This is a genomic window from Brevibacillus sp. AG, assembly GCF_028369215.1.
GTDB classification, from domain to species: Bacteria; Bacillota; Bacilli; order Brevibacillales; family Brevibacillaceae; genus Brevibacillus; species Brevibacillus porteri.
Genome location: NZ_JAQMYO010000009.1, coordinates 76,734 through 93,702 on the forward strand (window position 1 = coordinate 76,734; position 16,969 = coordinate 93,702).

Annotated in this window: 19 protein-coding genes; 5 read left to right on the forward strand and 14 right to left on the reverse strand. The window is 45.5% G+C overall.

What is annotated here, in order from left to right; translation table 11 throughout:
• Positions 1-212 precede the first annotated feature (212 nt).
• From POF51_RS23485 to POF51_RS23495, 3 genes are all read left to right on the forward strand, one after another.
• Positions 213-1,292, forward strand: coding sequence for an ankyrin repeat domain-containing protein (locus POF51_RS23485; RefSeq protein ID WP_069850097.1), 1,080 nt, complete (start codon positions 213-215; stop codon positions 1,290-1,292).
• A 139-nt stretch (positions 1,293-1,431) separates the two neighbouring features.
• On the forward strand, positions 1,432-1,581 hold the full coding sequence (locus tag POF51_RS23490) for a hypothetical protein (protein WP_170831615.1): 150 nt from the start codon (positions 1,432-1,434) through the stop codon (positions 1,579-1,581).
• Positions 1,582-1,738: 157 nt separating this feature from the next.
• The gene (locus tag POF51_RS23495; protein WP_069850095.1) at positions 1,739-3,214 is read left to right on the forward strand and encodes an RtcB family protein; all 1,476 of its coding nucleotides are present in this window, start codon (positions 1,739-1,741) and stop codon (positions 3,212-3,214) included.
• 74 nt (positions 3,215-3,288) lie between these two features.
• On the opposite strand, the gene POF51_RS23500 is transcribed toward POF51_RS23495, so the two are convergent.
• The 6 genes from POF51_RS23500 to POF51_RS23525 all read right to left on the reverse strand — a co-directional run bounded on the left by POF51_RS23500 (position 3,289) and on the right by POF51_RS23525 (position 7,338).
• Complete coding sequence (locus tag POF51_RS23500) at positions 3,289-3,756, reverse strand: RNA polymerase sigma factor (RefSeq protein WP_244521794.1); 468 nt, start codon at positions 3,754-3,756, stop codon at positions 3,289-3,291.
• A gap of 106 nt (positions 3,757-3,862) precedes the next feature.
• Positions 3,863-4,249 carry a VOC family protein gene (locus tag POF51_RS23505; protein ID WP_069850093.1) on the reverse strand — a complete coding sequence of 129 codons (387 nt, stop codon included), beginning with the start codon at positions 4,247-4,249 and terminating at the stop codon, positions 3,863-3,865.
• 54 nt (positions 4,250-4,303) lie between these two features.
• Entirely contained in the window at positions 4,304-5,164 is an 861-nt protein-coding gene (locus POF51_RS23510; protein WP_069850091.1) for a helix-turn-helix domain-containing protein, read from the reverse strand.
• Entirely contained in the window at positions 5,161-6,048 is an 888-nt protein-coding gene (locus POF51_RS23515) for a TIGR01777 family oxidoreductase (RefSeq protein WP_069850089.1), read from the reverse strand. The genes POF51_RS23510 and POF51_RS23515 overlap by 4 nt, the downstream gene beginning before the upstream one ends.
• 85 nt (positions 6,049-6,133) lie before the next feature.
• Entirely contained in the window at positions 6,134-6,772 is a 639-nt protein-coding gene (locus tag POF51_RS23520) for a GNAT family N-acetyltransferase (RefSeq protein ID WP_271756191.1), read from the reverse strand.
• A complete protein-coding gene (locus POF51_RS23525) occupies positions 6,769-7,338 on the reverse strand; it encodes a hypothetical protein (RefSeq protein ID WP_069850085.1) in 570 nt (189 codons plus the stop codon). Before POF51_RS23525 ends, POF51_RS23520 begins: the two co-directional genes overlap by 4 nt.
• A gap of 159 nt (positions 7,339-7,497) precedes the next feature.
• Here POF51_RS23525 and POF51_RS23530 point away from each other — a divergent pair, with 159 nt between their 5' ends.
• The gene (locus POF51_RS23530) at positions 7,498-8,094 is read left to right on the forward strand and encodes a TetR/AcrR family transcriptional regulator (RefSeq protein ID WP_271756193.1); all 597 of its coding nucleotides are present in this window, start codon (positions 7,498-7,500) and stop codon (positions 8,092-8,094) included.
• A 49-nt stretch (positions 8,095-8,143) separates the two neighbouring features.
• Here POF51_RS23530 and POF51_RS23535 read toward each other — a convergent pair whose 3' ends face one another.
• The 6 genes from POF51_RS23535 to POF51_RS23560 form a co-directional block, all read right to left on the reverse strand.
• Complete coding sequence (locus tag POF51_RS23535; protein ID WP_271756195.1) at positions 8,144-8,779, reverse strand: DUF1266 domain-containing protein; 636 nt, start codon at positions 8,777-8,779, stop codon at positions 8,144-8,146.
• A 21-nt stretch (positions 8,780-8,800) separates the two neighbouring features.
• Complete coding sequence (locus POF51_RS23540; protein WP_271756196.1) at positions 8,801-10,705, reverse strand: J domain-containing protein; 1,905 nt, start codon at positions 10,703-10,705, stop codon at positions 8,801-8,803.
• A 249-nt stretch (positions 10,706-10,954) separates the two neighbouring features.
• On the reverse strand, positions 10,955-11,521 hold the full coding sequence (locus POF51_RS23545) for an NADPH-dependent FMN reductase (RefSeq protein ID WP_069850077.1): 567 nt from the start codon (positions 11,519-11,521) through the stop codon (positions 10,955-10,957).
• Between the two features lie 23 nt (positions 11,522-11,544).
• Positions 11,545-12,600 (reverse strand): LLM class flavin-dependent oxidoreductase, encoded by a 1,056-nt coding sequence (locus POF51_RS23550; RefSeq protein ID WP_017246763.1) that lies wholly within the window; start codon positions 12,598-12,600, stop codon positions 11,545-11,547.
• Between the two features lie 15 nt (positions 12,601-12,615).
• Positions 12,616-13,557 (reverse strand): ring-cleaving dioxygenase, encoded by a 942-nt coding sequence (locus tag POF51_RS23555; protein WP_106835536.1) that lies wholly within the window; start codon positions 13,555-13,557, stop codon positions 12,616-12,618.
• Between the two features lie 50 nt (positions 13,558-13,607).
• On the reverse strand, positions 13,608-14,051 hold the full coding sequence (locus tag POF51_RS23560) for a MarR family winged helix-turn-helix transcriptional regulator (protein ID WP_017246761.1): 444 nt from the start codon (positions 14,049-14,051) through the stop codon (positions 13,608-13,610).
• Positions 14,052-14,295: 244 nt separating this feature from the next.
• Between POF51_RS23560 and POF51_RS23565 the strand changes: the two genes are divergently transcribed.
• A complete protein-coding gene (locus POF51_RS23565) occupies positions 14,296-14,784 on the forward strand; it encodes a hypothetical protein (protein ID WP_271756198.1) in 489 nt (162 codons plus the stop codon).
• 51 nt (positions 14,785-14,835) lie between these two features.
• Here POF51_RS23565 and POF51_RS23570 read toward each other — a convergent pair whose 3' ends face one another.
• Both POF51_RS23570 and POF51_RS23575 read right to left on the reverse strand, forming a co-directional pair.
• Positions 14,836-15,720: a LysR family transcriptional regulator gene (locus POF51_RS23570; RefSeq protein WP_069850071.1), complete on the reverse strand. Its 885-nt coding sequence runs from the start codon at positions 15,718-15,720 to the stop codon at positions 14,836-14,838.
• Positions 15,721-15,735: 15 nt separating this feature from the next.
• Positions 15,736-16,944, reverse strand: coding sequence for an MFS transporter (locus POF51_RS23575; RefSeq protein ID WP_271756200.1), 1,209 nt, complete (start codon positions 16,942-16,944; stop codon positions 15,736-15,738).
• Positions 16,945-16,969 lie beyond the last annotated feature (25 nt).

The following is a 16,969-nucleotide window of genomic DNA, read 5'->3' on the forward strand; positions in this document are numbered from 1 at the left end:
ATTATGTATAAGACGTTTTGCATAAGTATTTCTCTTCCCGTAAGACTACTCCTTTTATTGGGAAAAAACTTTTTATCGAGCAGATTCGTCAAAAATAGACATAATTGACTGTATTTTCAATCGAATAAAGGAGAATAAGGTAATAATTTGTTGTTTTTTGCCAATTTATTTTCTATATTTTTCATAAGACATAGGTTAGGAGAGGGTAATCAATGATCACGTTGAAAGGTATCGGGGGATTTGAAGAGCTGCCAGAAATCGCGATGCATATTTATCAAGGAAATGTTCCGGCTTTGCAAGATGCTATTGCAGCCGGCTGGGATATAGAAAAGGGCTTCGTGCTTAGCGAATATACGACGATAAGCCCGTTGGATCTGGCTCTCGTATCGGAGAAGTTGGAGGTTGTAAAGCTGCTGGTAGAGCATGGTATCGATTTGAATGTGAAAAATAATCCAGCTTTTTTGATGGCAGTACGCTATTGCAAGGAAGAGATCGTTCGTTATGTTGCAGCTCAAGGCGCCAAGCTGGACATGCTCAATCAGGTGCGCTCAGGCGCTTATTCACAGGCTTACTATGGCAACAAAAAGAACATCCCGCTCATTCAAGAGCTGGGACTAGATATAAGACTGCATGGGGGCGATGTATTGCGTAAAGCTGTGTCGGATCATGACCTTACGACCACGGCCTACTTGCTCGATCATGGGGTGGACATCAATTACAACAAACCAAATATGGTGTATCCGTATCAAGCGACCCCATTAACAGTAGCCACGCGCATGGGGAATGTCGCCATGGTCAAGTATTTGGTTGAACGCGGTGCGGACGTTATGGTAGCGGAAAAGGGTGGCGAGCGGCCGTACACCATCGCGGTCAGCAATAAAGATACGGTGTTGGCTGCGTATTTGAAATCGCTGGAACCTGCCGAGCTGCATGATGTGGAGAACAGAAAGTACGAGCTGCAAAAATATAAACTGACCGACGAGTTGATCAGCTTTCTTACCGGAGAAGAGCTGCGTCTTGAGCTGGCGGAAAATGAGTATGCTATCGGGTACATCGATTTTTTCACATTGACCGATACGATTGAGATGAAGGTCGGGCGGCAAAAGCTACTGCGTTTGTCTGCCGAAATCGACAACTACTCCCATCTGCATCTTGTGTGGAATCCGAAGAAAAAAGGTAGCATAGGCTTGTATGATGAGGAGCATAAGGAGTATGCGGATTTGTGCAGCTTTACAGAACTTATCGCGCATGCTGATGTGTACTTGATCAAGTTTATGGAGGGTGAGTTGTAAGAACCAAACTCTGATTTCCAAGAATACTATGAGGAAGGTAGCCCCCGATAATTTGGGGGCTTTTGTCTTTTCGTATTGACAGTAAAATTTATCCAATGGTAAGATCGTGAGCAAGAAACGAAAGGAGGAGGATTCGAACATGTTCGCATACGTAATCAAGCATGAATCAGGACGTTTTAGCGATAGGATCCAACTCTATAGGTATGCCTTTTACGCGATGTATCAACGGATTGTTGCGTGGTTAAAGGGTGAGCCAGCACCGTTTCCCATCGGTTGCGGTTGCAGATGACACCCGTACGATAACCCAATAGCTCCAAGCGTAGAGGCTGCAATCAAGGCTGCATTTTTTCATCCCCGCATGAAGAAATGAGCTTTTGGAAGCGGCTTTTTCTATTTGATAAATAAAGAACGTACGTTCTCGAAAAACAAACAAAGGTGGTTTTACATTGAGCAACACGCCGATTAAATATTTCATCAATCCGGAAGTAAAAGTGGAAAACAATGCGGTAGAGGAGCTTCATCGACTTTTAGAGGTGAATGAAACGATTGCAACGCTGCAAAAGCATTCACCCGATTATTTTGACGATCCCAATACAGGGGTTTTGGAAGTAGCCATTACGCCCGATTTTCACAAAGGGAGCGGCATCCCTGTAGGCACGACGCTGTTTACACGTGGGTTTGTACTGCCGCAAGCGATTGGCAACGATATTAACTGCGGGATGCGTCTGTATGTCACGGATTTGCACGAGGAACAGATTCGCACAAATCTGGATGCCATTGAACGGAATGTGCGCCATGTTTTTTTCGAAGGGGGCCGCAATATTCCCATGACGCGGCATATGCGGGAAAAAATGTTCAAGGAAGGCCTGATCGGCATACTGGACAGCCACAAGGAAGCGAATGGCGAGGGAATTTGGCGTTATTACAACGAGAAGCAGCAGGAGCTCGATTTGAGCCATGTGAATAAAATGGGTTCTTTTATCGCAGAATCGACGATTGGTCTCGATGACTTTCTCGGTCCTGCCGAGCTTTCCCGGGATGCACAAATCGGCTCGCTTGGCGGAGGGAATCATTTTTTTGAGATTCAGGTGGTCAAAAAAGTGCATCAGGGTGCTATCGCCAGTCAGTGGGGGCTGAAGGAAGGGCAAGTCGTCCTCATGATTCATACGGGCTCCGTTTCTATTGGGTATAACAGTGGGGCATGGATCAAAGAGATGCTGAAAAAGATGTACCCGACTTCCTTGAAGCATCCGGATAATGGGATGTATCCACTGCCTCTTTCGGAGCGTTCCCTGCCGCAGTGGAAAATGTTTTGGAGTCTCCTGCACAATGCGGCGAACTTTGCGTTTGCCAATCGATTGATGCTGGGCCTGATGATGTACAAATCGATTTCCGATGTGTTGGGCGATTTTGAACACCGGCTGTTGTACGATGCGCCTCATAATTATTTGTGGGAAGAGCAGCTGGAGCAGGTGGGCGGATTTTTGCATCGGAAAGGGTCGTGTACGGCGAAGTCGGCCGAGCAAATGATGGGCACGCCGTTTCAGTATACGGGCGAACCTGTGTTTATCCCCGGTTCCATGGGCTCGCACAGCTTTATTTTGGCGGGGCTCGGCAATCGGGATAGCTTGTATAGCGCAAGTCATGGCGCCGGTCGTGCACTCTCTCGCGGGGATGCTGTGAAAGTAGACGATGACCGATTTCGCGAGTTTCTTGCCAACTTCCGTGTGATCAATCCGATTGACCCGAAACGGGCGGACTTGCGTGGACGGAGCGATATTTTGAAGAAATGGGAAGAAGAGCTGAAAAAAGAGGCGCCGTATGCCTATAAAGATATTACACCGGTGATTCAGTCGCATGTCGATCATGGTATGGCTGAGATTGTGGCTGAGGTGGCACCGATTGCTACCGTGAAAGGCTAGATAGGAACCTCCACATTCACTAGTAAAGTGATTTGGAGGTTTCTTTATAAAATTTGCGACCTTTAGACTCGTGATTACCGGCTAAAATCAGTTTTCACCTTGGATTCTGTACATCCGAGGATTTCTGCTGTTTCTTTGATGCTGAATTCCTTGATTCCACGTAAATAAACAGCCATACGGTACGCGGGTTTTAACGTTCGAATCGCATTCATCAATTCATGCTGCGTTTCTTTGCTCTCCCAAGAGCTCTCTGGAATGCCCTCTTTGGAATGAAGTCTTTTCAGCCACTCGCTCGGTAACAGCTCGTACATTTTTCTGCGGCGGTACGCATCAATCGCTGTATATTTGGCAATGGAAAAGAGCCACGTCTTCATTTCAGAGCGTCCGTCATAGGTGGGAAGAGCCTTTAACAGACGAATAAAAACTTCCTGAGTCAGGTCCTCAGCTTCGGTGTGATTTCCAGTAAAGTAGAGAAGGAACTGATAAATATCCAGATGGTACTGCTTATGGATGGACAATATCTGTTGCTCTATATCATGCAAAAAGGCTCCCCCTAAACCCCGAAATATACTGCTCACCTATTAGTCGTAAGAAACTGGAAAAAGGTCGCGGGATTTTTGGGAAAATAAAAAAAGAGACCGTTCAAACTTAAACGGTCTCCCCTTGTACTTCACTCACGAAGGCATGTGTATTCTTTTCTGTGTCTTTAAAAAAGGTCATCCAGGTTTCCGTTTGCCCCATTTTGGCTACGAGATGTGGCTCGTCGATAAACGTAACGTCTCTTTTTTTCAAATCTTCAAAAGCAGTTTGAATGTCATCCACTTGAAAGTAAAGGACGGAGCTGGCATGTGCAAATTGCTCTTTTTCCGGTAAGCTCAGCATGAGACGAAGTCCGTTACATTCAAAGAACGCCATATTGTCTGTCTGAAACAAAAGAGGGAGCCCGAGCTGCTCTTTGTAAAAATGGACGGCTTTTTCCATGTTTTTGACAGGGATGCCGATTTGCCCTACTTTTTGAATCAGGTTCGTTTTCATGATAAAATCCCCCTTTTGTTCGCGTCTCCTCATCAGCATAAACGAATTCATTGATTAATTCTTATCCAAAATCACTTTTTTTCTGAATGACAGAGGAGAAATGCCGACATGCTGTTTAAACATTTTGCTAAAGGAAACGGGGTTATGGAATCCAAGCGCAAAGGCGATGTCTGTCATACTGAAGTCCAGTTTAGCTAACAGTAGCTTGGCTCGTTGTATCCGGTATTCCGAAATATGCTGGTGGGGCGTTTTTCCATACACTTGGGCGTACGCTCGCAATAAATGGTTGGGAGATAGACAAGCAGTCTGTGCGATCTCATCGAGCCTAATTGGTTGATCATAAAAAGCCCGTATATAATCATGGGCGGTACTGACTCTTCGATAGAGTTCTTCGCGCGTCGATTGTCGAAGCGCGTGCAACGCGTCTATTTCTTTTCTTACATCGAGGTGTCCGAGCAATATGGTCCGCATAATTTGGTGAAATTGTTCTTCATAACCGATGGATTCCCGATCAAGGAAGGTGAGACCATCTTTCAGAGTCGTTAACTGGGAAGCGAGTGTATGGCTCGTAGCATAGGTTTTTTCAAAGAAACCAATAGAAGCTGTGTCTTTATAAGGATCGCTAAGTAGTCTATCCGTCGATTCCTTGAGCGATTGGAAAATCTCCTCTGCAAAACCATGCTTGAAGAAAATACAAAACGATTCAACTTCCTCGGAATCATCAATCGAAATGGTGTAATCCCCTTCGTTCAGCAGCAGATAACGATTTTCTTCCACAGCAAAAAAGCCTTTGCTCGTCTTGTAATGTGCCCTTCCTTTCCGGAATGTCTTGATAGAGAGTTGCCCCTCCCCTTCCCAGTAAAATTGCTTGCTTTTTGCATGCAGAACATAGTTGGTTGAGGCTTTGCCGGTCATTTCAAGATATCCTGCAACGTCTTATCGATATGGGCAAAGCGAAACTGGTACCCTTCACGCTCAAGCCTTTCTGGAATGACCCAGCGACTTTTCAAGACCAGCTCTGTTTCTGTTCCGATCATGACCGCTCCCATTTCCAGCATCCATTTGGGAGAAGGTAGTCCGAAGCTTCGATTCATGACGTTTCGGAAATGCTGCATGAACTCACGGTTTGTGACGGGATGTGGAGAAGAGCAATTAAATACGCCGCTTAAATCTCCCCGTTCTTTCAAAAAGAGAATAATTTGATACACATCTTCAACATGGATCCAGCTAAAACGCTGATTGCCCGATCCTTGGACACCGCCAAGACCAAAGCGAACCAGATTCTTGTAAGGCTCGATCACACCGCCGTTTTCCCCCAGCACGATTGCCATGCGTAAGGCAACTTGTCTCGTATGAGGCAAATCAAAGGAAAAGAAGGCAGACTCCCACTCCTTGGCGACATCAACGGAAAAGCCTGTTCCAAGCTCCCCGCTTCCTTCTGTCATGGGGCGATCCTCCGCATGCCTATAGATGGTGGCTGTGCTCGAGTTGATCCAAAGCGGTGGCGGGTTTTTGCAAGCCAAAACAGCATTGCCGAGTATGTGAGTGGTCTCTGTTCGAGATTTCAGGATTTCTTCCTTGTTCTTGTCATGGTAACGGCAATTGACGGATTTGCCCGCCAGATTGATGAGCAGCTCGGAATCTTCCAAAGCTTCCACGATCTTTGCGTGATTGTCCCACGTTATATGAGGGAAAGTTCTTGCGATGATCATGACTTCGTAGCCAAGTTGATTGAATTTGTCTGCCAGATACTTGCCGATAAAGCCAGTGCCGCCGGCCAGGATGACTTTCTTTTTCATAAGATCAACTCGCTTCCTTCTGTATGCGTATTTCTTACAATAATTGTAACATAATGCGAAGTGGCGGCAGCATGTATCCGTCATTCTAGCGATTTTTTTGATAGACCATACAAAATACAGGTACATCATCGATTTTGGTTTGTTCTCGTAACGTAAATCCTAGTTTGCGATACAAACCGACATTCTCTTCCTTTTCCGTATCCAGCGCGATTCCCTGTGATTCGTGGTCATCCTCTATGGTTTGAAACAGGTGTTGCATCAGGGTTTTGCCGACTCCCTTGCCTTGAGCCTCCGGTTTTACACCAATCATAATGAGGTAGTGATGCTTCCATGGAGGAGCGGCAGAACGTGTGATGCGCATATAAGAATTAAGGAGCATCAGCGTTTTTCCTGACAGTTGAAATACTAAAGGAATTAGCATACCGATTAACAGCAAGCCCCCTTTTAAATTCGGAAGCTTGCTGGTTTGTGGCTTCTCGACGACGTATGTGCCGAGTAAGCTGTCTTCGTTAAAAATACCCCATACTTCCTCATGAAATAGAAAGCTCTTATCAAACAGAAAAGACAGAAAAGCTGTCACGCTTTTTCTGGCTGTATGGTCGAGCTCTGAATCCCCAAATACGTGTAGAAAGAGTGGATCACGCGAAAATGCCCTGCTCATGAGTGAGACGAATGCGGGTTTATCCGACTTTGTGAGTTTGGATATGCGGTAGGAAGTCTTCATTTTTCTGTACCTGTGTCGTCGATTACTTTCCCATAATGATTGACAGCAAAGCTAAACAACACTTTTACCATAAAGAATAAGCAGGTGATCAACAGAAACGGATGCATACCCGGGAGCAATGGTATCCAGCCAAGGCCAACAGACAGGAGAATGCCTGCGACAAACAGCTGCGAACGATGCCCAATAAGAGCATTCACAACAAAAGCCCCTACAATCGTATAAGCCCATACCCCTATGGAATACGCGAGGTTTTGCTGTAAGAGAAATGCAACCAGGATGATATGGACGTGAATGGCGATAAAGACGATTCGATTTTTTTTACGTGCTGCATAAAAATTGCTAGTTGAGATCGTAAAATTCGCTAGGCAGCCAGAAAATATATCGAATACAAGCAACAATGCCAATGTACTGCGCCAAATGGGCAAGCTCTCCGTGAGTTCAGGGAATCGCAAATAGAGAGCAGTTGTGAGCACTCCACCGAACAGCAAGATAACTGCGATCGAGCCAATGCTCTGCTTTTCACCGAAGACGTCATGCAAAAAAGCAGGAATCCGTAATTGTTTCATGATAAATACACTCCCGTCTCTCGAAAAAATATGTAGTAAATATACTCATTTACTACAAAACAATTATAACTATCGAGGTCCGTCCATTTCAATAATTTTGTAGTGTATTCGTTGAATTACTCTAAAACCTGAGCTACACTACAGAAAGAGGTGGAGAAGATGAACGGATTCGAACGACGAAAACAGAACAAAATCGATCAGATATACAGCGCCGCCTTTCCATTGTTCTCCAAGCATGGCTTTCAAAAAGTCAGCGTAAATGAAATTGCGCAGAACGCGAAGGTTTCTCCGGCGACCATTTATAACTACTTTGGGACAAAAGAACAGCTCTACGCGGACATGCTAATGAACTGGATGGACAAGCAGTTGGAGCAGTATGAGAGGATTCTCGATTCGGGGAGTTCTTTTCCTGAAAAGACAAAGGACATCATGCTGATGGAAGCCAAGAATTTGCATACCCTCACGGACGAGTTTCAGAACGCCCCCTTTTCTGAACTAAGTCGTTTGCTGCAACGAATCGAAAGCGAATACGAGCAAAAAATCAGGCGCTTTTTTACGAAGTTCGTCGCGCTTGGGAAGCAGGAAGGTTATATTCAGCGTGATCTGACAGAAGAAATGATGATGATGTACTTCACGATGTACAAAAATGAGCTGGGACGGCATTGGGAAGCATCGAATCGTGAGCGAGTCACGTTGAGTATGGAACAATGGGTGGATATGTTTTTCTTTGGTTTGGTTGGACAGAAGCAGAAGTAGCACGAAAGTAAAAAAGCTCTTCACCCAAAATGGGGAGAGCTTTTCTTTATTAGCTAAAATTTGAAAAGTCTGTATGCCAGTTAGATTTCGATAGGCTGCCGTGTTTGGAAACAAAGGAGCGTGAAAAATTCCAATCATTTTGGCGCAGGTGATCCAGCGATGTTTGCGCAGTCATAAATTGATAGCCGGCGATATATCCCGTGATAAACTCGCTCCAGCTGTTATAGGCTTGTTGCGCTTGTCTCACAGCCTGTAGCTTAAACTGCCGAGCTTCCTCTTTTCTGATATAGCCGCCATTTTCCCATCTCGTACCACTCAAGTACGAGGCCCAGGCAAAATCATAGGCGGCAATCCCTTCAGCAGGGAGTCTTTTCAGATAGTAATGAACGACCATTGCCTTGCCGAGGCGATTCTGATCTGGTTCCAGAGAGTCGATATATTCCGCTCGTCCTGATTCTGATAATGCTGATAAGAAATGGTGAAGCCGGGCAAATTCTTTCCGCTCGCCTTCTTTAAGCATCCACGATAGTCTCTCTTTCTGACTCGCTGCGTCTCTTATTCCCCGTTTGCTAAAGTTATCTTTTGTTTCGATGAAGACCGTATCTGCCCCGATCATAATAGCTGAATGCATACTGTGGGTAAAGAAGTGAAATTGTTTTTCCTTTTTACGCTTGAATGTGAACATGTATGAAAAGTTCACTCCTTGTTAATAGAATCGAGTGATGATATACAGCTTGTACAGTGAACCAAAGAAGAAACGACACAAGACTAAAAGAATCAGCCCATAGAAATAAATCGCTAACGGCGGGCTCGGGCTCGGGACCGTCGGGATCGTCAAATACTTTACCTCAATCATTTGATTCTGATTGAGCTTGTTGAAATCGAACAAAGGAGTCAGTTCCAAATGCTGTAACATTTTCTTTGTGTCCACCAGTACCTTAGGCGGTATATCTATTATCTGGCCCATTTCAAATTCTAAGATTCCGGTTTTTTCAATCTCGATCGTACTATGCTTCGTAATGACGAGGATGGGTGTATCGCCCAAGTAGCCGATTTCTACGTAGCCTGAAGGAGTAATTTTTCTTATGTCTCCGGTTTCATTAAGCGTCAAATAATTTTCGTATGTCGTGTAGCTATTTCCGTCTTTATCTGTTTTCGTATATTGATAGATGTTCAGATTACGGAGATTCGTTAACTTGGCCTGAACGAATTGGTTGGGTCCAATCTGTTTCAAAGCCTCTGGCGATGATAATTTGACCAGTCCATTCTGATGAAGCTCTACATTAGAAATGGGAGTGGACTTCGTATGATCTACATATACGTTGTATAGAAGAGATTGAAAAAGCATGATGAGAGCAAGGGCAACCGTAGCTACGGCTACTTGAAAATGAATGGCCGGCTTTATTTGTTTATTCAAGCCTTTCCGTTCTCCCAGCTCCGAAGTCAATTGCTGCAAGGCATGCTTTCGATCTTTGGCTGGTAGCTTCTTGACTTGTTTCAGCATGTTTCCACGAATCTGGGTGAGCAAAATGAGTGCCTCGTAATCGTGTGGACTGGCTGCGAGCAGCTTTTCAAATGTGACTTTTGCCTGAGCCGCCTTACCCAGCTTCAGCTCACACTTTCCGAGCAGGCTCAGTGCTTCCGGATGGTTTGGGAGTTGAGACAAGATGTACTCGCATTCCTTCTGAGCTTCGGTGACATGTTGTTTGTGGTACCATATGTAGGCTCGAGCCAGGTAGCTGTCGATATCGTCTGGCTGAATGCTGATGATACGGGAATAAGCGTCAAGTGCACCATCCGGGTCACCGATGCGTTGGCAATACTCTCCCTGAAGGCGAAGCAATTCGGGGTCATCGGCAAATAAGGCAATAGCCGCGTTAAGTGAGTTGCTTGCTTGCTCCAGTTGATTTTCTTTCAAGGCTTGGTAAGCTGCATCGCGGTAAGACAAAAATTTATCACGATCGAGATGGGTCGCCGCAAGCAAAGTGTCAAAACGCAATCCTGGCTCGTCTAGCTGCTTCAGATAGTATTGGCAAAATTTTTTCGAGTGCTTGTCCATATAAAAAGGCTTTTGAATAAGCTCCCGCCATTGAAAGCCATCCTCTAGTATTAACCAGACGCTTTTGGGCAAATGGTGGTGCTCGTGCAGAAAGTGAAACAGGCGATCACTGACGATTCTGCTCTGATGTATATTCCACACTAAGTCAGAACGGAGCAGCTTTGTCCAATTTTCCGGATTGATTCTGGAAGGGAAATCGTCGTACAAAGCTTTTACTTGCTCCATAAAAGTGTCTATCTGTTCAACCGGATTATTGCGATCCAGTGTGGCGTCAATATGTTGAAAGGACAACCGACGTTGAACAGTGAGAACGGGGGTATCCTCTTCCACTTGTACAGGAGCTTCTGTATCGGCTGTGAATGTCACTTCTGCTTTTGGTATTTTCTCACGCTGCTTCGCCATTTTGATGGCCCGATCGTATGCTTCTCTCAGTTGCTGATAGCCCTCCGGATCATCTTCCGGGTGATGTATCTTCAGCTTTTTCGCATAGGCTTTCTTAATCGTCGAAATATCTTCGGTAGGATCAATGTCCAGTATCCTCCAAATATTCACAAGTCGTCACGCCACCTTTTTCATGTGATTCATCTGTTGTTTCATGATTATAATCCACTAAGGATAATTTTAACTATCATGGAAAAATAAAAAAGACGCAGACCTTCTTTCCTTGTGAGAAGAAGATCCGTGTCTTTTCATTGTTAAGGTAGTTGGACGGCAGGTTACTTAGCTTTTGCAAGGGCAATCACGTTTCGGCCTAAATGTCTTTGTATGGAGTTTCTTTAATTTGAGATAAATTTGATTCGATTAAAAATCGTACTCCGCATCTTTTTGCTCCCGAATCCGTGCATAGGCATCGACGAGTAGTACCGTATCCTCGACGAGACGCTCCAGACGGAAATGAATATCATCATTGATGATTTCTTTGCGGTTGAAGTCCTTCTCTTCGATAAAGACATAAGTGGGTACGATATGTGCCTTCATATAAGAGAGGATCGGCTTCAACTGTTGTTCCGCCATGAGATAATGCTTGGATGTTCCTGCCGTGACCAATACGCTGACCACTTTATCCCTGAAAGCGTTGACGGGCAACAGGTCAAAAATGTTCTTCAATGTGGCTGGGATAGATGCTTGGAATGTAGGTGTTCCAATGATAAGCGCATCGGCCCCCATGATGGTTTCGGTCACGAACTTGGTGTCGCCTTCGTAATCCGTGTAATTCCGACCGTCGCTGAAGACGAGATTGTACTCGGCTAGGTCAAGCAGCGTAATTTCTGCATCTGGGTATTTTTCCCGTGCTTTTTTGAGTGTCCAATCCATGGCTGTTCTTGTTTTCGAGCCTACGTTAGAGCCTGCAATTCCGACGATTTTCATAGGTGTCACTCCTTTTTTTGTTCTTATTTTGCTGTATGCTTTTTAATTTCTGGCAAGATTTTCGTTGCGATCAGCTCAATATTTTTGGCAATCTTATCAAACGGAACGCCGCCAAAATCGATTTGCGCCATGAAGCGCTGTTGCCCATACATTTCGTATTGGTAGAGCATTTTTTCGACGATGACATCTGGGCTACCAATCATTAACGCATCTCGATAATCGACAGCTTGCGCAAACTGTTGCTTCGGATATCCACTACCACGCAAAGCGATAAAACCACCGTTTAGATGCGGATAGTACTCGCGAAGCGTATCAGAAGTTTTGTCAGCTGTATAAAACAAGCTTGTTGTCGCTACTGGCAAGGTAGCTGGGTCAAAGCCATTTTGCTTCGCAGCCTCCCGATAGGCATCGACGGAGCCTTTAAAGTTGATGGCAGGACCTCCGAGTGTTGTCAGCATCATGGGTACTCCTGCTTGACCGGCTTTGATCGCACTCGCAGGTGGTCCCCCTACTGCTCGCCAGATAGGCAGGCGTCCGTCTAATGGCTGCGGCAGGATCGTAGCATTTTGTAGCGGTGCACGGAATTGCCCTTCCCACGTAATGCGTTCCTCGTTATTCAGCTTCAAAAGCAAATCCATTTTCTCTTCAAACAATTCTTCATAGTCGCGTACATCGTAGCCGAGGAGGCTATAAGCCCCTACACGGGAACCGCGTCCCGCAACAATTTCAGCCCGACCATTGGAGATCAAATCCAACGTAGCAAAGTCTTCATACACGCGGACTGGGTCGGATGTGCTCAATACCGTAGCAGAGCTGGCAATTTTAATGTTTTTCGTAGCTTGTGCGATCGCACCCAGAATGACGGTATGCGCTTGCGTCGTAAAATACGTCTGGTGGCTTTCGCCAACAGCGAATACATCAATACCTGCTTCATCTGCCAGCTTACTTGCCTCGATTAATTCCTTGATACGTTGTTCAGCAGAAATCTTTGAGCCTGTGTGGGGGTTCGGGGTATGGTCGCCAATTGAATACAAGCCGAATTCCAGTCCCTTTTTGGTGTCGATACGATATTGTTCCATGTTCATTCACTCCTTTTAGTCTATAGGTGTCAATTTTTCTTCAATCTCTGCACGACGGCCTTCGAGGAATGGAGGTAAATCCAACGCTTTCCCGAGCTCCTCGACGGTTGAATCTGCTGTGAAGCCAGGACCGTCTGTTGCGATTTCGAATAAAATTCCATTTGATTCACGGAAATACAAGCTTTTGAAGTAGAATCGATCGATCACTCCTGTTGAACGGAAGCCGCGTTTTCGAACGGCGTCATCCCAGTATTGCAGCTCCTCATCGTTGTTCACGCGGATCGCCAAGTGATGGACACTCCCTCGTCCTGGTTTTTCAGGTGTACCCTCTTCCTGCTTGATGACAATTTCTCCGAAGGATTTCCCTGGGATGGATTGATAAATGGCTTCTTGTTCTGAGCGTGATACTTCGGTATAACCGAATGTGTCTGTTAACAGACTGGCTATTTTGTCCAAGGAGCGGACGGTAATCTCAACCGTGCCGATTCCCAAAATGCGATGCTTTTCTTCGACCACGGATTCGTCCCATGGAGCCCAACTCGATGGAACTCCTTCGCCGTTGTTATTGATCAGGATCATTCGCAGGCCTTCTGGGTCTTCGAAATGCAAGGCATCGCGGCCAGCGTACTTGGTAATCTCGCCATGGTGAACATTCAGTTGTTCAAAGCGCTTTTTCCAAAAGGTCAGGCTCTCCAGTGACGGAACGAGCAGTCCGATTCGAGTGATGGCGTTCGTGCCGCGTACGGTTTTTCCTACCATCGGCATTTCAAAAAATGACAACTCGGTTCCGGCACTGCCTGTCAAATCTCCGTAAAACAGGTGATACATAGACGGATCGTCTTGGTTGACGGTTTTTTTCACTCTGCGCAGTCCCAATACGTTTTGATAAAACTGATTATTCGATGGAGCGTGTTTGGTTAACATAGATACATGGTGATGGCCTGGAATGGTGTACATGGTAGCCCTCCTTATTTAACTTGACTAATCAAGTGATGGTGTAAAAAAAATTACACAGGCGGTAATTCCTTTTTTTGGCTATTCTTATGAACGCGTGTCATGAGGGTGTATAGCGTTTTTTGCTCTTCTTCGCTGAGTACTTCGTCAAAGAAAGACGATTGGAAAGCCAGTTGTTCAGGAAAGGCTTGTTCCAGTACTGCTTCCCCTTTTTCGGTAAGGCTGATCGTTTTTGTTTTCCAATCCTGCTTGCGTACAATGTAGCCTTCTTTTTCAAGACGTACGAGCATGCGAGAAATACCACCTTGGGTAACGGTTACCCTCTCAGCTAACTCCGATTGGGTAAGAGGCTGATAGACGCTAATTTGCATCAGGACATCGAATTGAGCTGTTGTTAAATCGAATCTATTTAGGAACTCATTTGACAGCTGGTTGCTTTGGGTGGTAAACCGCATCAAGCGTAACCAGATTAATGAGCCTATCGTGTTATTACGCATGTTAGTTTGCCTCCCTTCGCTGAGCTTATTATCACTTTACTACTCAATTGATAAAAGGGCAAGCGTTTTTTAATTTCCTTCCACACCCATTTATTCATCCAAGTATGATGTTGTGTCGATTATTTGGTATTTTTATAAAAGATCACTATGAGATATATACAATTACTCGGAATGGAACTTTGCCCAAGTGGGGTACGGACTAAAAGGTAATGCACACTATTTATGAAATAATAGGGGATCATTTATGGAGAAAAAATCAGGAGTATACTTTGGCAAAGAAATTGCCTTAAACAACTTGAGAGATATCCTATTTCACTATCATACTGAAGAAAATGCAGATTATGAGCTTACCATTGATTGTAAAGAGTTCGATCCAAGAATTGAAATAGATGCTGAGATAATTGGGTCTTATGTAAGAAAAGAAGACATAGAAGAATTGAATTTAAAATTAAAAGGTCTACCAGGGAACTTCCGTTGGTGCACATACAAACACTGGCATACGACTGCAGTAATCAATGAAGTAAAATATAAAGCATATGGAAAGGCAACGCTAGATGGTGAACGGTTGCTTCTATTAGAAGATTATACGGGAGAGTTGAATGATCTCAGATTAAAAATATGCAATCTCCCTCAGCATTTACAGTGGGTGACATTGAGGAAAAATATTGATGGAACATATCCAAATATGCAAGAAAACTTTAGATCTTGGATAAACGAGATGTTAAAACTTTAAACTGTTTGTAAGAATGTGCCGCTCCATTATTAGGAGCGGCATTATTTTTATCTATTGTTTTTTTTCAACCGTCTTCTTCATCGTTTCAATTAATGCTTTCAAGAGGGGCAAATTTCGGTTCTTCATATGATATGCCAAGTACAAATCATTAAAAACAGTACAGGACGGATACATGATCTTTACTTTGTTTCTGGACAAATGGTCATCCAACATGAACGTGGGCAACAGGCTGATGCCAGCACCATGCTCGATAGCCTTCAGCACACTGTGCAAATCCGGTACGACGTGTGTCGGATGCGTTTGTGGACGCTTCTGGAAATGCTCACGCCAAAAACGGCGGATGATCGGCAAATCCAAATCATAGCTGATCCACGGCTGGGAGCATAGCCACGATTCAAAAGACTCCTTGTCGTCAAACGTTGGTTCACTGTAATCGGGAGGTGCCACCAAAGCAAATTCCTCTTGCATGTACGGAATATATTCGACGCCTGGCGCGGAAAGCTTTTGCGACATGACGATGAGATCTACTTTTTCCTCCAGTAATAATTCGAGTACCTTGGAAGCGACTCCGAGATAGGCGATGACGCGCATTTGGTAGCTTCCAATATGCGGAGCTAATTTTTCACGGAAAAACTCATGCGCTGACCCGATTCGAATCACGGGTAAAGACGTGGCCGCGTTCGTCTTGAGGGTCTGCGTGGTTTCTTCCAAAGCTTCGATGAGCGGAACCACCTGTGTATAGAGCGCTTTGCCTCTCTCGGTAGGAATCATTTTTCGGGGAGCTCGTGTAAATAACGGCTCACCCACCTCTGCTTCCAGGGAGGCCAAATGCTGGCTCATGGCTGGTTGGGTCATCATTCTCGTTCTGGCAGCTTCCGATACGGAGCTATGCTTATAAATGCTGATAAAGCTTCGGTACCATTCAAAGTCCACCATGTTGGCTATCCTTTCTTAACTGAGACGTTGCTGGTGCTGTGCTCCCCATATCGTAAACAAAATTCCGATGACCGTCACGAGCGAAGCGACCCAAGGAACGGCAGTAAGACCGCCTGCAAAGTTAAAATCGATAACAACGCCCCCGATATAGGCACCAAGTGCATTACCCAGGTTGAAGGCCGCGATGTTCAGGGTCGAGGCGAGCGTAGGTGCTTCCTTGGCTGTGTTGAGCATGTGGAGCTGCAAGCCAGGAACGGTACCAAATGCGGCAATCCCCAAAATGAATACGGTAATCAAGGTGAGAAGCTTATTTTGATCGGTAAAGCTGAACACAGCGAGAATGAGCGCTAGTGCGACAAGTATCCCGAGCAGGGAAGGAAACAGCTTGCGGTCTGCCAATTTTCCACCGTAAATATTCCCGATTGTAATCCCTACGCCGAATAAGACGAGGATGTACGAAACAGAGCTGGGTGAGAAGCCCGTGATGTCCACCAGGATTGGCGAAATGTACGTAAACGCGGTAAATACGCCACCAAATCCGAATACAGTCATCAAAAGCGCGATATGAACCGCTGGGCGTTTGAGCACGCCGAGCTCTTGTCGCAGACTGGACGTTGCGTTGGCGACCTTCGGAACGAGCATGACAATTCCGATCAACGCAATGATCCCAATAATCGTGATCGCCCAGAAAGTAGAGCGCCACCCGTACGCTTGCCCCAGAAACGTTCCAATCGGTACACCCAAAATATTGGCCAGTGTCAGTCCGGTAAACATAATCGCGATGGCACCCGCGCGTTTTTCCTTGGGAACCAGCTCAGCGGCAATGACCGAACCCACACCGAAGAACGATCCGTGGGTAAGAGCAGCCAGGATGCGAGCCAGCATCAGAACCATATAGTTCGGTGCGAGGGCGGCTAGCGCATTTCCCGCGATAAATAGAATCATAAGAAACAGCAGAAGTGCTTTGCGCGGCATTCTGTGGGTAGCCATCGTAATGATGGGAGCGCCGATAGCGACACCCAATGCATAGCCGGTAATAAGGAATCCAGCCATCGGGATGGAAACGTTCAGACTGGTGGCTACCTCAGAGAGTAGTCCCATAATGATGAACTCTGTCATCCCGATCGCAAATGCTCCGAGAGTCAGAGCGTATAGGGCGAGAGTCGATCCTTTGCGAGTGGCCTGTGCTGGTTCATAGTGTCGGGCCATTTTTTCTGTTGCCATGGTAGTGAGTAGCCCTCCTTTCGGA